The following is an 18,929-nucleotide window of genomic DNA, read 5'->3' as shown; positions in this document are numbered from 1 at the left end:
CGAAAACATCGCTGCCAATCGAGCAGCGAACGGAGGGGACATGGTGTGGTTGCATAAAATCGGTCGTGCGCTGCGGCAGGTCGCTGCGCCATTCAATGGACGCTCCTTGTCCGGCAACGTCCGCACGCTGGTGGTCAAGGCGCGCGACGGCAGCATCCGCACGGCGATCAACGCCGCGCGCCTGCGCAAGGAAGTCGACCAGGCCCAGGCCCAGGCGGCGCGCCAGCACGCGGCGGCCGATGCGCTGGCGGCCAGCGCGCGCGAAGTGGCCGCGCTGTCGGCCGACGTCAATGCCGGCACGGTGCGCATCGCCGACACCGCCCAGCGCAACCTGGGGCAAGCGCGCGAATCGATGGAAGAACTGGCCAGCCTCGAGCGGCGCATGAAGCTGATCGAGGAACAGGTGCAGGGCTTTTCCGGCACCGTGACCCAGCTGGTCGGCCACCTGCGCGAGATCGGCGAGTTCGGCACCGTGATCGAGAACGTGGCCAACCAGACCAATCTGCTGGCCATCAATGCCGCGATCGAGGCCGCGCGCGCCGGCCCGGCCGGGCGCGGCTTCGCGGTGGTCGCCTCCGAAGTGCGGCGCCTGTCGCAGGTGGTCAATGCCGAGGCGGTCAAGATCGCCACCGCCAGCAATGCCATGCGCGCGCTGGTGACGTCGACCTCCGGCGCCACCGCCGGCATTCTCGACGGCGTGAACGTGTCGGCGCGCGAAGCCGGCAGCGCGGCCAGCCACCTCACCGCTTTCGTTGCCGACTTCGAGCGCATGACCGCCACCGTCGACCAGATGGCGGCGGCGATGCAGTCGCTCGACGGCGTCAACCAGCAGATCAATGCGAAAGTGGAAGAGGTGGCGCACAACGCCTCCAGCGCCAAGACCACGATGCAGGACGCTTCGCGCCGCGTGGACGAAGTGCGGGTGGCCACCGAGGAGCTGCAGGGCGTGCTGGCGGGCTTTCGCACCGGCGGCACGGCCTTCGATGCGCTGGTGGACGGCACCACCGCGCTGCGCGACGAGGTGCTGGCCTGCCTGAGCAGCCACGCGGCCGGCGGCGCCAACATCTTCGACCAGCAGTACCGGCCAATCGCGCAATCCGATCCGCCGCGTTTCACGACCTCGTACGACCGCGCGGTGGAGCGCGACCTGCAGCAGATGTTCGACCGCGTGCTGACCGAACTGCCGGGCGCCGCCTATGCGCTGGCGGTCGACAACCGGGGCTATGCGCCTACCCACAACACCAAGTTCTCGCGGCCGTCGACCGGGCAGCGCGAGCATGATCTCGTGTATTGCCGCAACAAGCGCATCTTCGACGATCCGGTGGGCATCCGGCTGGCGAAGAACCGCGAACCCTTCCTGCTGCAGACCTATCTGCGCGATACGGGAGAAGTGATCAACGACCTGTCGATGCCGATCGTGTTCCAGGGGAAGCACTGGGGTGCGGTCAGGATCGGGTACGACTCGGCGCGGATGATGGGGCGCTGAGGACGGTCGCATTCATCGCCGGTGCCTGCCGAAGAACTCGAGCGCCAGGCGGCTGGCGTTCGGCGTCGCTTTCGCATTGAACCTGAGCGTCGGGTCGCCGCCGCTCCATTCGTGGCGCAGGCCCGCGATGCGCACCACGCGCAGGACGAGCTTGCGGCGCGCCGTGAAGTCCTGGATTTCATGCGCGTTGCGGCTGCCGCCGCGTCCCGCCGGCATCGCGACGACGCGGCTGGCCGGCCCCGGAGGCAGACCGTTCAACTGGAGCCATTGGCGTGTCAGGTGTTGCTGGTTGACCTGGCTGACCACCGGATCGTCTTCGCCATGGATCAGCAGCGCCGGCATCAGGGGCATCGCCTCGGCAGTCAAGTGCGTGGCGCGGCGTTTCAGCACGCCGTGGATCGCCGCATCGGCCTGCGCCGCCGCGCCATGGCGCATCACGTGCAGGGCGCCCAGCGATGTATGGCCGGCGCCGAACACCGGGCCGGAATGCAGGGCGATTGCGGCGATCAGCTCGGGATGGTTCAGGGCCAGCATGGCGGCCATGCCGGCGCCGGCCGACAGGCCGCACGCATAGATGCGGCGGCGGTCGATGCGGTGCCCCGCGCACACATGATCGATGAGCGCCGCCAGCACGCCGGTCTCGCCGCCGCCCTCCTGGGCGGCGCGGTCGAACCAGCGCCAGCAGCGCTGCGCCTGCGCGCTCGCCGGTTGCTGCGGGTACAGCACCGCATAGCCCTTGGCCTGCGCCAGCCGGTTCATGCGCGTGCCTTGCGCGAATTCGAGCGCGGTCTGATGGCAGCCGTGCAGCATGACGACCAGCGGCCAGCCGGTCAGTGCGGCGTGCTCGGGTGTGCGTTGCGGAAGATACAGCCAGTAGGGAAGCAGATGATGGCCCTCGATCCACCGTCCCGAGGCGACTGGCAGGCGCGCTTGGGCCGGAGGCGCCGGTTTCGGCCGCGCCGGCTTGGGTGGCCTGGCCACGGAACGCGCGCTCGGCTTCGCGCTATAGATGTCGAATAGCTTGGCAACCAGCTTGCGTTGCGATCTGGCGGCGCGCGCCAGGTCGCGCAGCAAGCGGGTCGTTGGGGTAGATTTTGACACGGCTACCTCCGCAGTTATGTTGCAGTGCAATATAACTGCGAAGGCAGACTTCTTCGGTGCGCTGGCTCACGCCGCTCGCGCCGGCATCACATGCGGTATTCCGGCTCTTCGCGCCCCGCCACGTCCATTTTGAGGCACAGCACCTTGCCGCTGAGCGGATACTGTTCCAGCTCTTCTTTCGACCTGCCATGGCTGGCGCTGGTGATGTACAGGGTGCGCAGGTCCGGCCCGCCGAAGGCGACCGAGGTCGGGCACTTCACCGGCAGCTTGATCTCGCGCACGATCTCGCCGTTCGGCGCGATGCGCAGGATGCGCGCGCCTTCGAACATCGCCACCCAGTACATGCCCTCGGCATCGATCGTGGCGCCGTCCGGACGGCCGCCGTAGTCGGGCGCCGACTTGTCGCTCGGGAAGGTCACGATGGTGCGGCGGTTGCTCTGCTCACCAAGGGCCGGGTCGAAGTCGTAGCAGTCGATGCGGTGCGTGGTGGTGTCGGCGTGGTACATCGTGCGGCCGTCCAGGCTCCAGGCCAGGCCGTTCGAGTTGGTCATGCCGCCGCTCCAGGCGCGGCGCAATTGATCCTTGTCCAGCACGTACATCTCGGCGGCCGGCTGGTCGCGCGGTTCGTACATGGTGCCGATCCAGAACCGGCCCTGTGGATCGACCCGGCCGTCGTTGAAGCGCACCTTCGATGGATCGTAGGGCGCGTTCGTGATCGGCGACTCCGACCCGTCGGTGGTGTTCAGGCGCAGCAGGCCGTGGCGGGTGGCCACGACCAGGAAGTTGTTGTCGTCGATCGCCAGCGCCGACGGGTTCGACCCCATCTTCCACGAGGTGAACTTGCCGCTTGCCGCGTGCAGGCGGTTGACGGTGTAGCCCTCGATGTCGACCCAGTACAGCGCCGATTCGACTTCGTGCCAGATCGCGGATTCGCCGACCAGCATCGGCGCATCGTGTACTACTTCAAATTTTTCCGTTGCCATAGTGTGATGGAGAAGGTTTCAGAAAGCAGCCTTGGCGCGGGCGATCAGGCCGTTGGTGGAACTGTCGTGCTGGCCGGGCGCGGGTTCGCCGGCCAGCTCGGCTTCGATCTTCTTCGCCAGCACTTTACCTAACTCAACGCCCCACTGGTCGAAACTGTTGACATCCCAGATCACGCCCTGCACGAAGGTCTTGTGTTCGTACAGCGCGATCAGGGCGCCCAGGGTCGATGGCGTCAGGCGTTCCATCAGGATGGTGTTGCTCGGACGGTTGCCGGGGAAGGTCTTGTGCGGCGTGAGGCGCTCGATCTCTTCCGCCGCCAGGCCCTGGGCCTGCAGGTCGGCGCGCACCTCAATCGCCGTCTTGCCCTTCATGAACGCTTCGGATTGGGCGAAGCAGTTGGCCAGCAGGGCGGTGTGGTGGTTGTCCATCTCGTGGGCCGGGCGCAGGGCGGCGATGAAGTCCATCGGCGTCACGTCGGTGCCCTGGTGCAACAGCTGGAAATAGGCGTGCTGGCCATTGGTGCCGCACTCGCCCCAGATCGCCGGGCAGGTCGGCGTGTCGACCGGTTGGCCGTCGCGGGTCACGCGCTTGCCGTTGCTTTCCATGTCGAGCTGTTGCAGGTAGGCCGGGAAGCGGTTCAGGTCTTGATGATAGGGCGCGATCGACACCGAGGCGCAATCCAGGAACTGGCGGTTCCAGAAGCCGATCAGGGCCAGCAGCGTCGGCAGGTTCTGCTCGAGCGGGGCAGTGCGGAAGTGTTCATCCAGCTCGTGCGCGCCCGCCAGGAAGTCCTTGAAGTAACCGAAGCCCACGGCCAGCGCGACCGGCAGGCCGATCGCCGACCACACCGAATAACGGCCGCCGACCCAGTCCCAGAACGGGAACATGTTCGCCGGGTCGATGCCGAAGGTCTTGATTGCCTCGGTATTCGTGGACACGGCGACAAAGTGCCTGGCCAGCGCCTGTTCTGCCAACTGAGCAGGCGCATGCTGCAGGAACCAGGCGCGCGCGGTCTGCGCGTTCATCATGGTCTCGGCCGTGGTGAAGGTCTTGGAGGCCACGATGAACAGCGTGGTCTCGGGGTCGACCTGGGCCAGCGCCGCGTCCATGTCGTGGCCGTCGACGTTCGACACGAAGTGCATGCGAAGGCGCGGGTGGGCGTAGTGGCGCAGGGCCAGCACCACCATCTTGGGGCCGAGGTCCGAGCCGCCGATGCCGATGTTCACGATATCCGTGATCGGCTTGCCGGTATGGCCCAGCCACTCGCCGCTGCGCACGGCGTCGGTGAAGGTTTTCACGCGGTCGAGCACGGCGTGGATGTCGGCATTGACCTCCTGGCCGTCGACCACCAGCGTGGCGCCGCGCGGGGCGCGCAGGGCGGTGTGCAGCACCGCGCGGTTCTCGGTGTTGTTGATCTTTTCGCCGGTGAACATCGCATCGCGGCGCGCCTCGAGGCCGCGCTCGCGCGCCAGCTGGACCAGCAGTTCAAGCGTGCGCCCGTCGAGGCGATTTTTTGAATAGTCTAGGAACAGGCCTGCGGCCTCGTCCGAGTAGCGCTCGAAGCGGTCGGGATCGGCGGCGAACAGGTCGCGCATCTGCCACGTCTTGGCAGTATCGGCGTGTTGGGCGAGGGCTTGGAAGCTGGCGGTGCTGGTCAAAGGAGGCTGGCGCATGGGGTCGGGGTGCGTGGCACAATGTTGGCAATAATAGATTATCGAATAATACAAGCATCTGCGCGTAAATTCACTACAAAAAACAGCGCGAATCCAATTTGCCAGATGCCTTTCCCCTCTGTAGAGCGCCGCGCGACCGTTCCACCGTCATAGAGAAACGGTCTGGAGATGAGCGCAGCGTACTAATCTGTAGTAAAATTTCAGATACTAAATTCAGGAAGGAACGAACATGGCGCTCCACCCCGTAGTAGAACAGGTCACCAACCGCATCATCCAGCGCAGCAAGCGCTCGCGCGCAGCCTATCTCGAACATCTCGAAGCAGCCCGCATCAAGGGCGTCCAGCGCGGCGCCCTGTCGTGCACCAACCTGGCCCACGGCTTCGCCGCCTTCCCGGCCAACGACAAGCTGAAGCTGCGCGAGCACAAGGACCCGTCGGTCGCCATCGTTTCTTCCTATAACGATATGCTGTCGGCGCACCAGCCGTTCGAGTATTTCCCGAAAGTGATCAAACAAGCCGTGCGCGAAGTCGGCGCCGTGGCCCAGTTCGCCAGCGGCGTGCCGGCCATGTGCGATGGCGTGACGCAAGGCCAGCCAGGCATGGAGCTGTCGCTGTTCTCGCGCGACACCATCGCCATGGCGACCGCGGTCGGCCTGTCGCACAATATGTTCGACGCCGCCCTGTACCTGGGCATCTGCGACAAGATCGTGCCGGGCCTGCTCATCGGCGCGCTGCACTTCGGCCACATTCCGGGCATCTTCGTGCCGGGCGGCCCGATGACCACCGGCATCTCGAACAAAGAGAAGGCCGCGATCCGCCAGCGCTACGCCAAGGGCGAGGCCACCCGCGAAGAACTGCTCGAAGGCGAGTCGGCCTCGTACCACGGCGCGGGCACCTGTACCTTCTACGGCACCGCCAACAGCAACCAGATGCTGATGGAAGTCATGGGCCTGCACTTGCCGGGTTCGGCCTTCATCACGCCGGGCACGCCGCTGCGCGACGCGCTCACCGCCGCCGCGGCCCAGCGCGCGGTCGCGATCTCGCAGCAGGGCGGCGACTACATGCCGATCGGCCATATCGTCGACGAGAAAAGCATCGTCAACGCCATCGCCGCGCTGCACGCCACCGGCGGCTCGACCAACCACACGCTGCACCTGGTGGCGATCGCGCGCGCGGCCGGCATCGTGATCGACTGGAACGATTTCGACGAGATGTCGAAAGTAGTGCCGCTGCTGACCCGCATCTATCCGAATGGCGACGCCGACGTGAACCACTTCCAGGCCGCCGGCGGCCCGGGCTTCGTGATCCGCGAACTGCTCGACGCCGGTCTGGCGCACGAGGACGTCAACACCATCCTCGGTCGCGGCTTGCGCAACCACTGCAAGGAGCCGTTCCTGGGCGAAGACGGCAAGGTCGTGTTCCGCGACGCCGCGCCAGTGAGCGGCGACGAGAACGTGCTGCGTCCGGCCACCAACCCGTTCAACAACAATGGCGGCATGGTGCTGGTGAAGGGCAACCTGGGCCGCGCGGTGATGAAAGTCTCGGCGGTCAAGAAAGAACACTACACGGTCGAAGCGCCGGCGCTGACCTTCGACTCGCAAGAAGACTTCATGCACGCCTATAAAGACGGCAAGCTGAACCGCGACTTCGTGGCCGTGGTCCGCTTCCAGGGCCCGCGCGCCAACGGCATGCCGGAACTGCACGCGCTGACCCCGGCGCTAGCCAATCTGCAGGATGCCGGCTACAAGGTCGCGATGGTCACCGACGGCCGCATGTCGGGCGCGTCCGGCAAGGTGCCGGCGGCGATCCACGTGTCGCCCGAGATCCTGGCCGGCGGTCCGCTGGGCCTGGTGCGCGACGGCGACATGATCCGTGTCGACGCGAATACCGGCACCATGGAAGCGCTGGTGCCGGCGGACGTCTGGGCCCAGCGCAAGCAGGCCACGGCAGACCTGACCTCGAGCCACATTGGCATGGGCCGCGAACTGTTTTCCATGTTCCGCAATTCGATCAGCGCGGCGGAGGAGGGTGCAGCCACCTTCCCGCTGCCGTCGCCGAAACAGACCGTCGTGCCGCTGCACGATGGCATTGACGCCGGCGAGATCATCCCCGGCTCCGACGAAGACCATCTTTTCAGGACCACTAAGTGAGCCATCAATGAGTCAACCAATGAGCCAACCAATGACCCTACTTGAAATCATGCGCTCGGCGAGCGTCATCCCCGTCATCGCCATCGACGACCCCGACCACGCCGTGCCATTGGCCAAGGCCCTGGTGGCGGGCGGCATCCGCGTGCTGGAAGTGACCCTGCGCACCGAGCACGGCCTGGGCGCGATCCGCGCCATGAGCCAGGTCGAAGGCGCCATCGTCGGCGTCGGCACGCTGACCCAGCCGGAAGAATTCGCCGCCTCGCGCGACGCCGGCGCCGTGTTCGGCGTCTCGCCGGGCCTGACCCAGTCGCTGATCGACGCGGCCAAGTCGAGCGGCCTGCCGCTGCTGCCGGGCGTGATGACGCCGTCCGAAGTGATGGCGGCGCGCGAGCAGGGATTCCGGCAACTGAAGCTGTTCCCGGCGGTGCCGGCCGGCGGCGTCGGCATGCTCAACGCGATCGGCGGCCCGCTGCCTGACGTGACCTTCTGCCCGACCGGCGGCATCTCGATCGAGAGCGCGCCGAAATTCCTGGCCTGCAAGAACGTGGCCTGCGTGGGCGGCTCGTGGCTGACCCCGAAGGATGCGATCGCGGCCGGCGACTGGGCCCACATCACCGAGCTGGCCAAGGCCGCGGCGGCGCTGCGCGCGGCTTGATGGCAGAAGGATCGCATGCTGCGATCGCGCTATCCGTTCCTTCAAACTTACGCAAAGCTATCCATAGTTAGCTTTGCTGTTGAATTCCTGCTTCACAGGGGCCGGTTTCACCTCGCACTTGACGCGCGAGGCCAGCGCCTGCCCCTCCACAGGCCGATGCGGTGAAACTCACCGCCATGTTTCTCAGGTTGATTGCCGCGTTGACGTCCCGGTCGTGCAGTGCGCCACAGCCGGGACAACGCCAATGGCGCACCGTGAGTGGAAGCACACCCATCCGGTAGCCACAGCACGAGCATGTCTTGCTGCTCGGGTACCAGCGATCCACCACGACCACCTGACCGCCGCGCCGCGCCGCCTTGTATTCCAGCTGGCGACGCAATTCACCAAATCCCATGTCGGCGATCGCTCGGGCCAGACAACGATTTCCAAGCATGCCCTTCACGTTCAGGTCTTCGATACCGATGGTGTGGAAACGGCGGGTGATATACGTGCTCAACTGATGCAGGCCGTTGCGCCTCAGATCTGCGATCCGGGCGTATAGCCGGGCAAGCCTGGCTTTTGCCTTGGCACGATTGCGCGATCCTTTGACTTTGCGTGAGACCTCGCGCGACAGGCATTGTAGACGGGCAAGCAGTGTGCCCAACGCTTTCGGGCCGATAAACACGTCACCGGTCGACAGCGTGGCCAGCGCCGAGACACCGAGGTCGACTCCCACCGCGCCTTGGGTTTCGGCTGGCGGTTGAGGTCGATCCTTGATGTCAACAGTGATGCTCGCGTACCAGTGGCCCGCAATGCGGCTTATCGAGGCAGAGACGATCCGCCCGGAGAAGCGCAGGAATTCGTGCATACGGACCCATCCCAGTATTGGAATGTGGATGCGCTTTTCCTCGATACGGAACTGCTCATTGCTTAGTGTAAATCGATCGTCACGGCCCTTGCGGCGAAAGGCAGGATAGCGGGCACGACCTTTGAAGAAATTCGCGAAGGCTCGCCCCAACTGAATGATCGCCATCTGCGGTGCGTTCTTGGTTACCTCGAGCATCCAGGGGAATTGCTCGCGCTTGATCGCGTTGAGCTGGCGCCGCAATGCCGCCTCATGTGGCTTGTCCACCTCCGGGTCGACCTTACTTGCCTCGTACTGTCGCTTCCATTCGACCAAAGCCCAGTTGTAGGCGAAACGTGCAGTGCCGGCGGCACGCGCCAGGTACGTCGCCTGGACATTGTTCGGATCGAGTCGGATGCGATGGGCTAGGTACATTGCGACTCCTTGACTGCTGCACGCACGCCATCGATCAACTTCTGGTTGCGGTGACTGCGGCTTCCATAGAGACGGGCCGAGAAGACAGTGACGATCTCGAGCACATCGCTGGCCAGCTCTTCTTCGAAATTGGTGTCTTCGCCCTGGTTGATGATGACCACTTCGACCTGCCTTGCCTGGCACAGGGACAAAATCAGCTCCGCGCCGAAACGCAGCAGCCGGTCCTTGTGCGTCAAGACCAGGCGTCCAACCTCATCTTCGACAATCCCGTCGAGCAAACGTTTCAAGCCCTTTTTGCGATGGTTCATGCCCGACCCAAGGTCGGCAATCAAATCGAACGCCCATCCATGACTCGCGCAGTACAATTCGAGTACCCGCTTTTGCCGCTCCAGGTCAGCCTTTTGATCATGACTGGACACCCGTGCATAGGCGACAGTCTTGCGCACCGCCTGGGAACCGCCCTGCGTTCAGGTCGCAAGGCAGCCAAGTCATACCTGCCCTGACCTCCATTTGTTGGCTCTGGAGTGAGCCGACCGCTGGCCTCCCAGCGACGCAAGGTACTGGTCGAGACGCCCAGGGCTTGCGCGGCCAAGCTGATGGAAACGAACTTTTTCATAGTGCATAAGACTGCATAATCAAACAAGTTCTCATCTAACTGTTAATAACCCTTAATCAAATTTTAATTTTTCAAAAATTCAAGATTCCGAAATTTGACTTGCCATTACGTCAGCGCCTTATTGATCGCGGTCGGCTGAACTGCTGACAAACGACAACTCTTTCCGATCAGGTTCGGTCAAGAATCATCGTCACTTCCCGAGCAAAGAACGGAGACGACTATGACAGGCCGCAAGCACTCCAAGATCGTAGGAAGGGTGTCGTGATGGACAGGGCTACGAACAGCGCGATTCAAGCAAAAGCGAACAAGCCCTCGGCCTACATTGGCGAAGTGATGCACAACTGCTTCGTCCAGCCGTCAAACTTCAATCACGCCTGTGTTGTCGTCGTATCCGGCGATAGCATCAACTTCTGCGGGCATGCCCTGCTGCACATCGGCGGGACAGGCTGATACTTCCACGTGGCAGGATTCAATGAAGTACCGCGATACATGGCCGAGGCCGGATACAAGCGCTACCTGAAGGAAGGGGGCAAGGTAGAAATCCGTCGCTGGACAGTACCCATCCGTAACCCACTCGGAGCGCATCGAAAGCTCGAAGAACTGCTGTCCAAGCGATGGCAATGGCTTCTCTTACCCAACAACTGCGTGTCGTTCGTGGAGAGATTGTGTTTGCTGGTGGCTCCAATGCTCACTTGCATTACAACTGCCCAACGTTGGAAGCCTTCAAATGAAAACCACCCTCATCTCCCTTGCCGCCGCGTTTCTGACGGCTGTGCTTGTGTACATCGCCATGCTTATGTTCGCAACGGGCGTATACGTCGAGACTGTCGGGAACATCATCGTACTTTCATCCATCGGTGCGGGGGCCGCTACGGCATTAGTCCTGCGACTTCGGAACCGTCGCCAGTAAGCAGCGCCCCCAATCACGAGGCAGATTCGCCACGCTGCTGGGATCGGCTAGAAAGCCCGCAAGCACCTCTTCATACAGCACTAGACTGCCTGCGTAACGCCGCTGGCGCATCGCTGCCGAAGAGCGTAAGTGCTTGAGGGAAAAGTAATCTGCCAACAAGTCGCCTTGAGCCTCCATGTTGTAGTCTGCAAGCGTTTTACCCGGCGCCAGTTCGTAGTGGTATGGCAGTCCAACACGCACCGCACCGCGTAGACGCACCGCGTATCCAAGCTGATGCTGCCAAACATGCACCATCTCATGGAGATACCAGTGCACCGCTGGCGGGTCGCCCCGGGTGTAATCGGGCAGGAAACAGGAACGGTGAAAGTACAAGCTGCCGTTGGGCGTCATGCAGCAGTTCTTCGGCTGGAAAGGCATGTAGCGGCGAGCATGGACGCGCACCCGCCGATAGTCGACGGAGTCCTTGAACAGCAGTCGAGCCATCGCTGTCTCCCCGGCGGTCAAGCTCCGGGAACGCTGTTCGCTGTGAAGGCCGCGATGGGTTTTTCGCAAGCGGCCATTGATTTCGTAGTCCATGGACGAATCGTACAACAACGGCGATGGCACGACTCGTGACGCTCGAAACGAGCGCGTGCTGGCGCCGTTCCTGCGTGACTTCGGCGACTGCACCAACCTGCACCGCGAGGCCGGCGCGCTGGCTGGCGCTGCGTTTCAGGCCGGCCTAGCTCAGAAGCTGTGCCGCAAGCCGATATTGAAAGCCCGGTCGCCTGAACCCGCCTCGGCGTTGTTACCCACCGTGTAGCCGGCGCCATTCTTGTTGTCGATCATCCCGTACGAGGTATAGGCGCTGGTGCGCCTGGACAGGGCGTGGAGGTAACCCACCGCGTACTGCACGGCGTCCTGGTTCAGCGCCGTCTTGTCGTTCTTGCGGATGACCGAGGTCACGAAGGTGCCGGCGGCGCCCACCGGGATGGTGGCCCCGACCAGCGTGTCGTCGCCCTCGAGCGTGGGATTGAACTCCCGGCCATAGGGCAGCGGCGTGGCATTGTTCAGCGGCGCGCTGTTCGGTCCCTGGTCCCGGCTGTAGGCGAAGAACACCTTGATCGCCTTGAAGTCGACATTGGCCACGAACAGCGTGTTGCGTCCGCTGGCCGTGCCGGCGAGCGTGGCGTTGTCGTTGTTGCGGTGGTTGTGCGCCAGCCGGGCGTTGACCGCTCCCTTCGAATAATTGAGGCCGACGTTGTACTGGCGTCCGGCCCCGCTGCTCGCGCCGCTGACTTCGCCCAGCGAATACAAAACTTCCGCGCTGAAGCCGTTCTTCACCGGCGTCGCGTAGATGATCGAATTGTTCGCGCGCAGGTTGGCGCCCGCGACCGGGAACAGGTTCTTGGCGCTCCCCGACATGCCGCTGCCGAAAGGATCGCCCACCTGGCCCAGGGCGTTGTAGGTCAGCGTGTACTGGCGGCCGATGGTGAGGCTGCCGGACTCGCGGCTTTTGAGGCCGACGAAGGACTGGCGGTTGAAGGCCTGGCTCGAAGAAGCCAGGGCGCCGGTGTCGATCGAGATGCCCGCCTCGAGCACGAACAGCGCCGAGACGCCGCCGCCCAGGTCTTCCGAGCCCCGAAAGCCCAGGCGCGAGGCGGACGCCACCCCGCTGCTGACCTTCGTGATATTGCCGGCCGCGCCGCCGCGTTCCGACACGATGCCGGCGTCGGCGACGCCATAGATCGTGAGGTTCGATTGCGCCGTCGCCGCTTTGCTGGCGGCGCCATAGGCGAGTGCGAGCATGGCGATGCGAATCGCCGCCGATGTGTTCATGCCTGTCTCCTTCGATTTTTTTATGGGTGAAGCGTGCTGCTGGACGACGGTGGCTAGATATCCATGTCGAGCAGCACCGAGCTGAGCGACTTGCCATGGGCGTCCAGGGCCAGCGAACGGGTCACGCCGCCGCCGAGGGCGCGCTGCATGACGAAGTTCATCGCGCCTAGTTGCGGCAGCAGGTAGCGCGTGACCTCGCCGTGCACGATGCCGGCGAAATGCCGGCGCACCCGCTCCGCCGTAACGAAGTGTTCGAGCAGGGCGTAGTCTTCCTGGCGGTAAGCGATCAGGGACAGGTTCGAGATGTCCCCCTTGTCGCCGGCGCGCGAATGCGCGATATCGCGTAGTTTCATGTCAGGTCTCCTCGAAGTGGATGGCCGGGGCGACCCGCGCGGCAGGCAGCAGGGTGGAACGGATGGCGACCACTTCGCGCGCTGACTTCGTGGCCCCGCCGCCACCGGCCGGTCCGCAGGTGTACAGGGTCTCGACTTCGTTGCCGACGCGGACCGCCTCACGCATGCTGTCGGCGCGCCCCACCACGCGCAGGCGCACCTCGAGCGGCTCGGCGCCCGGCGCCAGGCTCTCGCCCTGCAGCGGGTTGACGCTGTTCACGCCGATCAGGTCGTAGCGCACTTCGGTCAGCGCCACCCCGGTCAGCGCGAGCCGGCTGGCCACGATCTCCTGCGCCAGGCGCCCGCGCGCCAGGGCGCCCGGCCCGGCGTAGGAGATCTGGCCCTCGCCGACATAGCTGTCGACATAGCCGATCGAGACCTTCAGCATGCCGCTCTTCGGATGGCCGCCGGCGCCGTCGATCGCCACGCGATCCGGCCCGCTCTGGCGCATGGTCACAGCGGAAAAATCGGCCACGACGTCGGGCGTCAGGTAGGCGGCCGGATCGTGGATTTCATACAGCAGCTGTTCGGTGCAGGTGGCGGTGGTCACGCTGCCGCCGGAACCGGCCACCTTGGTGATCTCGAGGCTGCCGTCGTCGCCGATGACGGCGATCGGGAAGCCCAGCCGCGCCAGGTCGGGGACGTCCTTGCGGCCCGGATCGGCGAAGTAGCCGCCGCAGACCTGGCCGGCGCATTCGAGCAGGTGGCCGGCGAGCGTGCCCTGTCCCAGCCGCTCCCAGTCGTCCATCGCCCATCCGAAGGCGTGGATCGCCGGCGCCAGCACCAGGGCGGGGTCCGCCACGCGACCGGTGACGACGATGTCGGCGCCCTGCGCCAGCGCCTCGACCAGCGGCGCCGCGCCGAGATAGGCATTGGCCGACAGCAGACGCTCGCCCAGGGCCTTGACCGGTTCTCCGGTATCGTCCAGGTAGTCGCCCTGGCGCAGCTGATCGAGGACGTCGTCGCCCGTGACGGCGGCGATCTTCAGGCCCTCGATGCCCAGCGAGAGGGCGATTTCCTTGATTTTGGCGGCGGCCGCGAGCGGGTTGGCGGCGCCCATATTGGTGATGATCCTGATGCCCTTGGCGGCGCAGGTCTCGAGCACCGCCAGCATGCGCGCTTCGAGCAGCGGATCGTAGCCGAGCGCCGGATCCTTCATCCTGGCCTGCTGGGCCAGGGCGATGGTGCGTTCGGCCAGGCACTCGAAGATGAGGACATCGAGCTCGCCGCGTTCGGCCAGTTCGAGGGCCGGTTCGATGCGGTCGCCCGAATAGCCGGCGCCGCCACCGATGCGTAGGGTTTTCATGATGGTTTCCTGGATGTGGTCAATGGGGTCTTCAGAAGGGGAACAGGCCGACGAGCACCGCGACGCAGGTCATGAAGACCGTGGTGGCGAACAGGTACGGGATCGTGAAGCGCTGGTGCTCCCCGAGGTCGATGCCGACCAGTCCGACCAGCAGGAAGGTGGCCGGGGTCAGGGGGCTGACCGGGAAACCGGTGGTCATCTGGCCCATCAGCGAGGCCTGGGCCAGCTGCACCGGCGGCACGCCGAGGGCCGCGCCGGCTTCGGCCAGCACCGGCAGCACGCCGAAGTAGAACGAGTCGGGGTCGAAAATCAGGCTCAGCGGCATGGACGCCAGGCCGGTGACGAAGGGCAGGTGGCTGGCCAGGCTGGCCGGGATGCTGGCCGCGAGCAGCTGGGCCATCGCGGTCAGCATCCCGGTGCCTTTCATGATGCCGGTGAAGACGCCGGCCGCGAACAGCAGGCTCGCCATCATCAGGGCGGCCTTGGCGTGTGCATCGACGCGCTTGCGCTGTTCGGCGACGTCCGGATAGTTGATCAACAGGGCCACCACGGTGCCGAGCATGAAGCAGGCGACCGGATCGAGCGTGTTGGTGATCATCGTCGCCAGCACCACGATCACGAGCAGCACGTTGACGATGAAGCGCCGCGGCCGGCGCAGCTTCAGCTGTTCTTCGTCGATCTCGTGCACATGATGGCTTGCCGCGCCGGCGCTGGCGCCGGCCAGCATGGCGCCGTCCAGGCCGAGGCGGCGCTGTTCGCGCATGCCCATCAGCCAGGCGCAGGCGAAGACGAACAGCATGCCGGCGATCTGCACCGGCACCATGGGCAGGTAGAGCTCGGACATCGGGATGTGCAGCGCCGCCGAGGCGCGCAGCGTCGGTCCGCCCCAGGGCAGGGCGTTGGCGACGCCGGCGGCCATGGCGACGATGCAGGCCAGGATGCGCTTGTCCATCTGCAGCTTGATATACAAGGGCAGCATCGCCGGCACCACCACCAGGAAGGTGACCGCGCCGGAGCCGTCGAGGTGGACGATCGCCGCCAGCACGGCGGTGCCGAGCGTGATGCGGGCGGGATGGGTGCCGACGATTTTCAGGACCCCATTGACGATCGGGTCGAGCATGCCGGCATCGGTCAGCACCCCGAAGAACAGGATGGCGAACACCAGCATGCCGGCGATCGGCGCGATCGCCCGGATGCCGTCGGTGATGAAGGTGCCGACCTGGGGGCCGAAGCCGCCTGCCAGCGCGGTGAGCACGGGGATCGCGATCAATGCGACCAGTGCGGACATCTTCCTGCCGAGGATGACGAACAGCAGCGCGAAAATAGTGACGAAGCCGAGGAAGGCCAGCATGGGAAGTCTCCAATCTTTTTTGATGTGCTTGTCGATGCAGCACTTGAGTCCATTCTGGGGTCGCTTGGTTTTTCTTGTAAAATGGATTTTTCCGATTGATTATGCGGTTTTTTCGATAAGTGGCCGGGACGATGCTTCCGAATATCTCCACCAGGCAGCTGCAGGCTTTTCTCGCGCTGGACCAGCACCGTCATTTCACGCAGGCGGCCGAACGCTGCCACCTGTCGCAATCGGCCTTCAGCGCCGTGATCCAGAAGCTGGAAGCGACCGTCGGCGCCAGGCTGGTCCAGCGCGACACGCGCAACGTCACGCTGACCACTGAAGGCGAACTGTTCGTGGAAGTGGCGCGCACGCTGCTGTCCGACCTGGACGCCGCCTTCACCGACATGAGCGATTTCATCGCCCGGCGCAAGGGCAGGGTGGCGCTGGCCGTCCTGCCTTCACTGGCGGCGAACGGCCTGCCGGAGGTGATCGCGCAATACAAGGCGCGCTATCCGGGCATCACGGTGCAGCTGTTCGACGCGCTGTCGGACCAGTGCCTGCACCTGCTGCGGCAGGGAAAGGTCGATCTGGCGCTCACCGCCCCGGGAGCCAACCTGTCGGAATTCGATACCCGCACCTTGTGCAGCGATCCGTTTTTCTTCGTGTGCCGGCGCGACCATCCGCTGGCGCGCAAGCGCAAGATCAGGGTGGCCGACCTGGCGGGCTGTGAATTGATCCACCTGGCGCCGTCGACCAGCGTGCGCCAGCACGTCGACCAGCTCACGCGCGATCTGGCGGTGCGCCATTCCGGGCTCGAGGTCGAACATCTGGCCACCGTGGCCGGCCTGATCGGCCACGGCCTGGGCGTCAGCCTGGTGCCCGAGCTGACGCTGTTCCAGTTCCGCAGCCTGGACCTGGTCGCCATCCCGCTTGAGACGGCCGCCGTGGTGCGGCCGATCCTGATCGTGCAGCGCAAGGACCGGGCCTTGTCGAGTGCCGCCCAGGGGATGCTCGAACTGATCGAGACACGGCTTTCCACGCACGGCCGGCCACGCGGCGCGGCGCCGGTGGACGTCTAGTCGTCCGGCCGGCGCGGCGTGACGTCGCCCGTCCGTGGGGACGGCCTTGCACGAACAGGTCTATTTACGAAGTAATTTGATGGTTTCGTGGACGTCCGTTTGGTGGCTTTTTGGCCGAGCGATGAGGCGAATGCGCCCGAGGTCGTTAGTGTACGCGGCGACGCGCAGGTGGTAGGTCGCCGCGACAGGGGTGACAGGCAAGGCGGATCAGGCGATCGCGTCTTCTTCGACTTCTTCCTGCAAGGTGCGCTCGACACGGCGGGAGGCCGGCTTGCGCACGACCAGTGCGTGGCCGCCCGGTGCGCGCCGGGCGCTGCGCACGGCAGTCTCGTCGCCGACCTTGAACACGCTCACGATCTGCGCCAGCGCGCTCGCCTGTTCCTGCAGCGAGCCGGCCGCGGCGGCGGCTTCTTCGACCAGCGCGGCATTCTGCTGGGTCACGCTGTCCATCTGGGTGATGGCTTCGTTGACCTGCTCGATGCCCATGGTCTGCTCGGCGCTGGCCGAGGCGATCTCGGACATGATGTCGGTCACGCGGGTGATGCCCTCCACGATCTCCTGCATGGTCGTACCGGCTTCGTCGACCAGGCGCCCGCCGGCGTCGACCTTGGCCACCGAGTCGGTGATCAGGCCGCGGATTTCCTTGGCCGCGCCGGCCGAGCGCTGCGCCAGGTTGCGCACTTCGCTGGCCACCACCGCGAAGCCGCGGCCCTGTTCGCCTGCGCGCGCAGCTTCCACCGCGGCGTTGAGCGCCAGAATATTGGTCTGGAAGGCGATGCCGTCGATGACGGCGATGATGTCGCCGATCTTCTTCGACGACTCATTGATCGACGCCATGGTCGCCACCACCTGCGACACCACTTCGCCGCCGTGCGAGGCGATCTGGGACGCGTTCTTGGCCAGGACGTTGGCCTGGCGCGCGTTGTCGGCGTTCTGGCGCACGGTGCCGGTCAGCTCTTCCATCGACGAGGCGGTTTCTTCCAGCGAGCTGGCTTGCTGCTCGGTGCGCGACGACAGGTCGAGGTTGCCCGAGGCGATTTCCTGCGATGCGGTGACGATGGTTTCGGTGCCGGCGCGCACTGCGGTAACGGTCTTGAGCAGGCTTTCGTTCATGGTCTTGAGCGCCCCCGTCAGGGCGCCGAGTTCGTCGCGCGAATCGACGTGGATGTCGGCGGTCAGGTCGCCCGACGCCACTTGCTGGGCCAGGCCGACGGCGCGCGCCAGCGGGTGGGTGATGCTGCGGGTGAGCAGCCAGCCGAACACGGCGCCAATGGCGACCGCGGCGACGCCGATCAGGATCAAGGTGCGCTGCACCGAGGCGCTGATGGCGTCGATGCTGGCATTGGCATCGGCGGCCATCTTTTCCTGGAAGTCGGCCAGCTTGCCGGCGGCCTCGGTATAGGCGCGCATCTCGGGCATGACCTTGGTGTCGAGGAAGGCCAGCAGTTCCGGATTGCCGGCCCCGAGTTCGGTCTTCATCTTGTAGGCCTGGTTGCGCGCCGCGCTGTACTTGGCGCGCTGTTCGATCAGCGCCGTCAGCAGCACCTTGCCGCCGGGGGCGACGATCACTTGTTCGAAGATTTTTTGCAGCTCGCCGGCGCGCTTGCTGATCGCCTTCATGCCCTCTTCGTACGACTGCTCGTCGGCCGGGTCGATGGCCCGGATCTTCGCCACCGTGCTGACGGCGTTGGTGATGATGCCGGCGCGCATTTCCTGGGCCAGCTTGGCTTTCTCGGTGGCCGTCGCCATCTCTTCCTTGGCGTCGGTGATATGTTTCAGCTGCCAGAGCGCGGTGCCCAGCATGATGACCATCATGGCGAGGATGACGGCAAAGGCGGCGCCGAGGCGAACGCCGATGTTGAGATCTTTGATTTTCATGGTTTCCAGTTCCGAGAACAAAAGGCCGGCCAGTGACTTGTTAAATCCAGGCATGTGACGCCAGAGCAACGTCACTGAGTTCGGTCAAAAGTACACGTTGTAGCTGGCCGTGGGAAACCCAAAAGTGTGGTTTTTGCCTCCGATGTTGCGAACAGGAAACGAAATAATGTATGGATGTTACTGGCCAATAACACTTACATATTAGAGTTATCTACTATTCAATATAATTCGGGTATGGATTTATAGTGCCATCATATATATGGCCGGGGCCTATTTTTAACAAATCTTCGA

At 64.6% G+C, this 18,929-nt stretch carries 15 protein-coding genes and 1 pseudogene; 5 read left to right on the top strand and 11 right to left on the bottom strand.

Annotated elements, in window-relative coordinates:
* Window positions 1–106: 106 nt before the first annotated feature.
* A complete protein-coding gene (locus ABIB42_RS03055) occupies window positions 107–1,486 on the top strand; it encodes a methyl-accepting chemotaxis protein (RefSeq protein WP_229409761.1) in 1,380 nt (459 codons plus the stop codon).
* Between the two features lie 12 nt (window positions 1,487–1,498).
* On the opposite strand, the gene ABIB42_RS03050 is transcribed toward ABIB42_RS03055, so the two are convergent.
* From ABIB42_RS03050 to pgi, 3 genes are all read right to left on the bottom strand, one after another.
* The gene (locus tag ABIB42_RS03050; RefSeq protein ID WP_005665967.1) at window positions 1,499–2,587 is read right to left on the bottom strand and encodes an extracellular catalytic domain type 1 short-chain-length polyhydroxyalkanoate depolymerase; all 1,089 of its coding nucleotides are present in this window, start codon (window positions 2,585–2,587) and stop codon (window positions 1,499–1,501) included.
* 86 nt (window positions 2,588–2,673) lie between these two features.
* Entirely contained in the window at window positions 2,674–3,570 is an 897-nt protein-coding gene (locus tag ABIB42_RS03045; protein WP_040775295.1) for an SMP-30/gluconolactonase/LRE family protein, read from the bottom strand.
* Window positions 3,571–3,588: 18 nt separating this feature from the next.
* Window positions 3,589–5,244 carry a glucose-6-phosphate isomerase gene (gene pgi / locus ABIB42_RS03040; protein WP_429247886.1) on the bottom strand — a complete coding sequence of 552 codons (1,656 nt, stop codon included), beginning with the start codon at window positions 5,242–5,244 and terminating at the stop codon, window positions 3,589–3,591.
* A gap of 229 nt (window positions 5,245–5,473) precedes the next feature.
* Between pgi and edd the strand changes: the two genes are divergently transcribed.
* Together edd and eda are read left to right on the top strand one after the other, a co-directional pair.
* The gene (edd, locus tag ABIB42_RS03035) at window positions 5,474–7,393 is read left to right on the top strand and encodes a phosphogluconate dehydratase (RefSeq protein WP_429247885.1); all 1,920 of its coding nucleotides are present in this window, start codon (window positions 5,474–5,476) and stop codon (window positions 7,391–7,393) included.
* A gap of 31 nt (window positions 7,394–7,424) precedes the next feature.
* Window positions 7,425–8,048, top strand: coding sequence for a bifunctional 4-hydroxy-2-oxoglutarate aldolase/2-dehydro-3-deoxy-phosphogluconate aldolase (eda, locus tag ABIB42_RS03030; RefSeq protein WP_184240489.1), 624 nt, complete (start codon window positions 7,425–7,427; stop codon window positions 8,046–8,048).
* 67 nt (window positions 8,049–8,115) lie between these two features.
* Here the strand turns inward: eda and ABIB42_RS03025 are convergent, their stop codons facing one another.
* Complete coding sequence (locus ABIB42_RS03025; protein WP_071361708.1) at window positions 8,116–9,306, bottom strand: RNA-guided endonuclease InsQ/TnpB family protein; 1,191 nt, start codon at window positions 9,304–9,306, stop codon at window positions 8,116–8,118.
* Window positions 9,297–9,922: pseudogene (locus ABIB42_RS03020) on the bottom strand (IS607 family transposase). Before ABIB42_RS03020 ends, ABIB42_RS03025 begins: the two are co-directional and overlap by 10 nt.
* A gap of 264 nt (window positions 9,923–10,186) precedes the next feature.
* Between ABIB42_RS03020 and ABIB42_RS03015 the strand changes: the two are divergent.
* Entirely contained in the window at window positions 10,187–10,372 is a 186-nt protein-coding gene (locus tag ABIB42_RS03015) for a hypothetical protein (RefSeq protein WP_071361709.1), read from the top strand.
* Window positions 10,373–10,799: 427 nt separating this feature from the next.
* Here ABIB42_RS03015 and ABIB42_RS03010 read toward each other — a convergent pair whose 3' ends face one another.
* From ABIB42_RS03010 to ABIB42_RS02990, 5 genes are all read right to left on the bottom strand, one after another.
* A complete protein-coding gene (locus ABIB42_RS03010; protein WP_229409763.1) occupies window positions 10,800–11,408 on the bottom strand; it encodes a Rhs element Vgr protein in 609 nt (202 codons plus the stop codon).
* Between the two features lie 150 nt (window positions 11,409–11,558).
* Window positions 11,559–12,650, bottom strand: coding sequence for a porin (locus ABIB42_RS03005; RefSeq protein ID WP_005665988.1), 1,092 nt, complete (start codon window positions 12,648–12,650; stop codon window positions 11,559–11,561).
* A 53-nt stretch (window positions 12,651–12,703) separates the two neighbouring features.
* Window positions 12,704–13,003 (bottom strand): AtuA-related protein, encoded by a 300-nt coding sequence (locus ABIB42_RS03000; RefSeq protein ID WP_184239153.1) that lies wholly within the window; start codon window positions 13,001–13,003, stop codon window positions 12,704–12,706.
* 1 nt (window position 13,004) lies between these two features.
* Window positions 13,005–14,348: an acyclic terpene utilization AtuA family protein gene (locus tag ABIB42_RS02995; RefSeq protein ID WP_429247884.1), complete on the bottom strand. Its 1,344-nt coding sequence runs from the start codon at window positions 14,346–14,348 to the stop codon at window positions 13,005–13,007.
* A gap of 31 nt (window positions 14,349–14,379) precedes the next feature.
* Entirely contained in the window at window positions 14,380–15,723 is a 1,344-nt protein-coding gene (locus ABIB42_RS02990) for a CitMHS family transporter (RefSeq protein ID WP_267871916.1), read from the bottom strand.
* Window positions 15,724–15,830: 107 nt separating this feature from the next.
* Between ABIB42_RS02990 and ABIB42_RS02985 the strand changes: the two genes are divergently transcribed.
* Window positions 15,831–16,760 (top strand): LysR family transcriptional regulator, encoded by a 930-nt coding sequence (locus ABIB42_RS02985; RefSeq protein WP_184239154.1) that lies wholly within the window; start codon window positions 15,831–15,833, stop codon window positions 16,758–16,760.
* 207 nt (window positions 16,761–16,967) lie between these two features.
* Here the strand turns inward: ABIB42_RS02985 and ABIB42_RS02980 are convergent, their stop codons facing one another.
* On the bottom strand, window positions 16,968–18,638 hold the full coding sequence (locus ABIB42_RS02980; protein WP_429247883.1) for a methyl-accepting chemotaxis protein: 1,671 nt from the start codon (window positions 18,636–18,638) through the stop codon (window positions 16,968–16,970).
* Window positions 18,639–18,929 lie beyond the last annotated feature (291 nt).

It is taken from the genome of Massilia sp. UYP32 (assembly GCF_050434365.1).
Taxonomy (GTDB): domain Bacteria; phylum Pseudomonadota; class Gammaproteobacteria; order Burkholderiales; family Burkholderiaceae_D; genus Telluria; species Telluria timonae.
The sequence above is the reverse complement of the archived record's forward strand: the minus strand, read 5'-3'. Positions and strand labels throughout refer to the sequence as shown.

What these genes read in the sequence shown, in the direction of transcription:
- ABIB42_RS03045 (WP_040775295.1), bottom strand. Translation starts at nt 3,570, where the DNA reads ATGGCAACGGAAAAATTTGAAGTAGTACACGATGCGCCGATGCTGGTC.
- pgi (WP_429247886.1), bottom strand. Translation starts at nt 5,244, where the DNA reads ATGCGCCAGCCTCCTTTGACCAGCACCGCCAGCTTCCAAGCCCTCGCC.
- edd (WP_429247885.1), top strand. Translation starts at nt 5,474, where the DNA reads ATGGCGCTCCACCCCGTAGTAGAACAGGTCACCAACCGCATCATCCAG.
- eda (WP_184240489.1), top strand. Translation starts at nt 7,425, where the DNA reads ATGACCCTACTTGAAATCATGCGCTCGGCGAGCGTCATCCCCGTCATC.
- ABIB42_RS03025 (WP_071361708.1), bottom strand. Translation starts at nt 9,306, where the DNA reads ATGTACCTAGCCCATCGCATCCGACTCGATCCGAACAATGTCCAGGCG.
- ABIB42_RS03015 (WP_071361709.1), top strand. Translation starts at nt 10,187, where the DNA reads ATGGACAGGGCTACGAACAGCGCGATTCAAGCAAAAGCGAACAAGCCC.
- ABIB42_RS03010 (WP_229409763.1), bottom strand. Translation starts at nt 11,408, where the DNA reads ATGGACTACGAAATCAATGGCCGCTTGCGAAAAACCCATCGCGGCCTT.
- ABIB42_RS03005 (WP_005665988.1), bottom strand. Translation starts at nt 12,650, where the DNA reads ATGAACACATCGGCGGCGATTCGCATCGCCATGCTCGCACTCGCCTAT.
- ABIB42_RS03000 (WP_184239153.1), bottom strand. Translation starts at nt 13,003, where the DNA reads ATGAAACTACGCGATATCGCGCATTCGCGCGCCGGCGACAAGGGGGAC.
- ABIB42_RS02995 (WP_429247884.1), bottom strand. Translation starts at nt 14,348, where the DNA reads ATGAAAACCCTACGCATCGGTGGCGGCGCCGGCTATTCGGGCGACCGC.
- ABIB42_RS02985 (WP_184239154.1), top strand. Translation starts at nt 15,831, where the DNA reads ATGCTTCCGAATATCTCCACCAGGCAGCTGCAGGCTTTTCTCGCGCTG.
- ABIB42_RS02980 (WP_429247883.1), bottom strand. Translation starts at nt 18,638, where the DNA reads ATGAAAATCAAAGATCTCAACATCGGCGTTCGCCTCGGCGCCGCCTTT.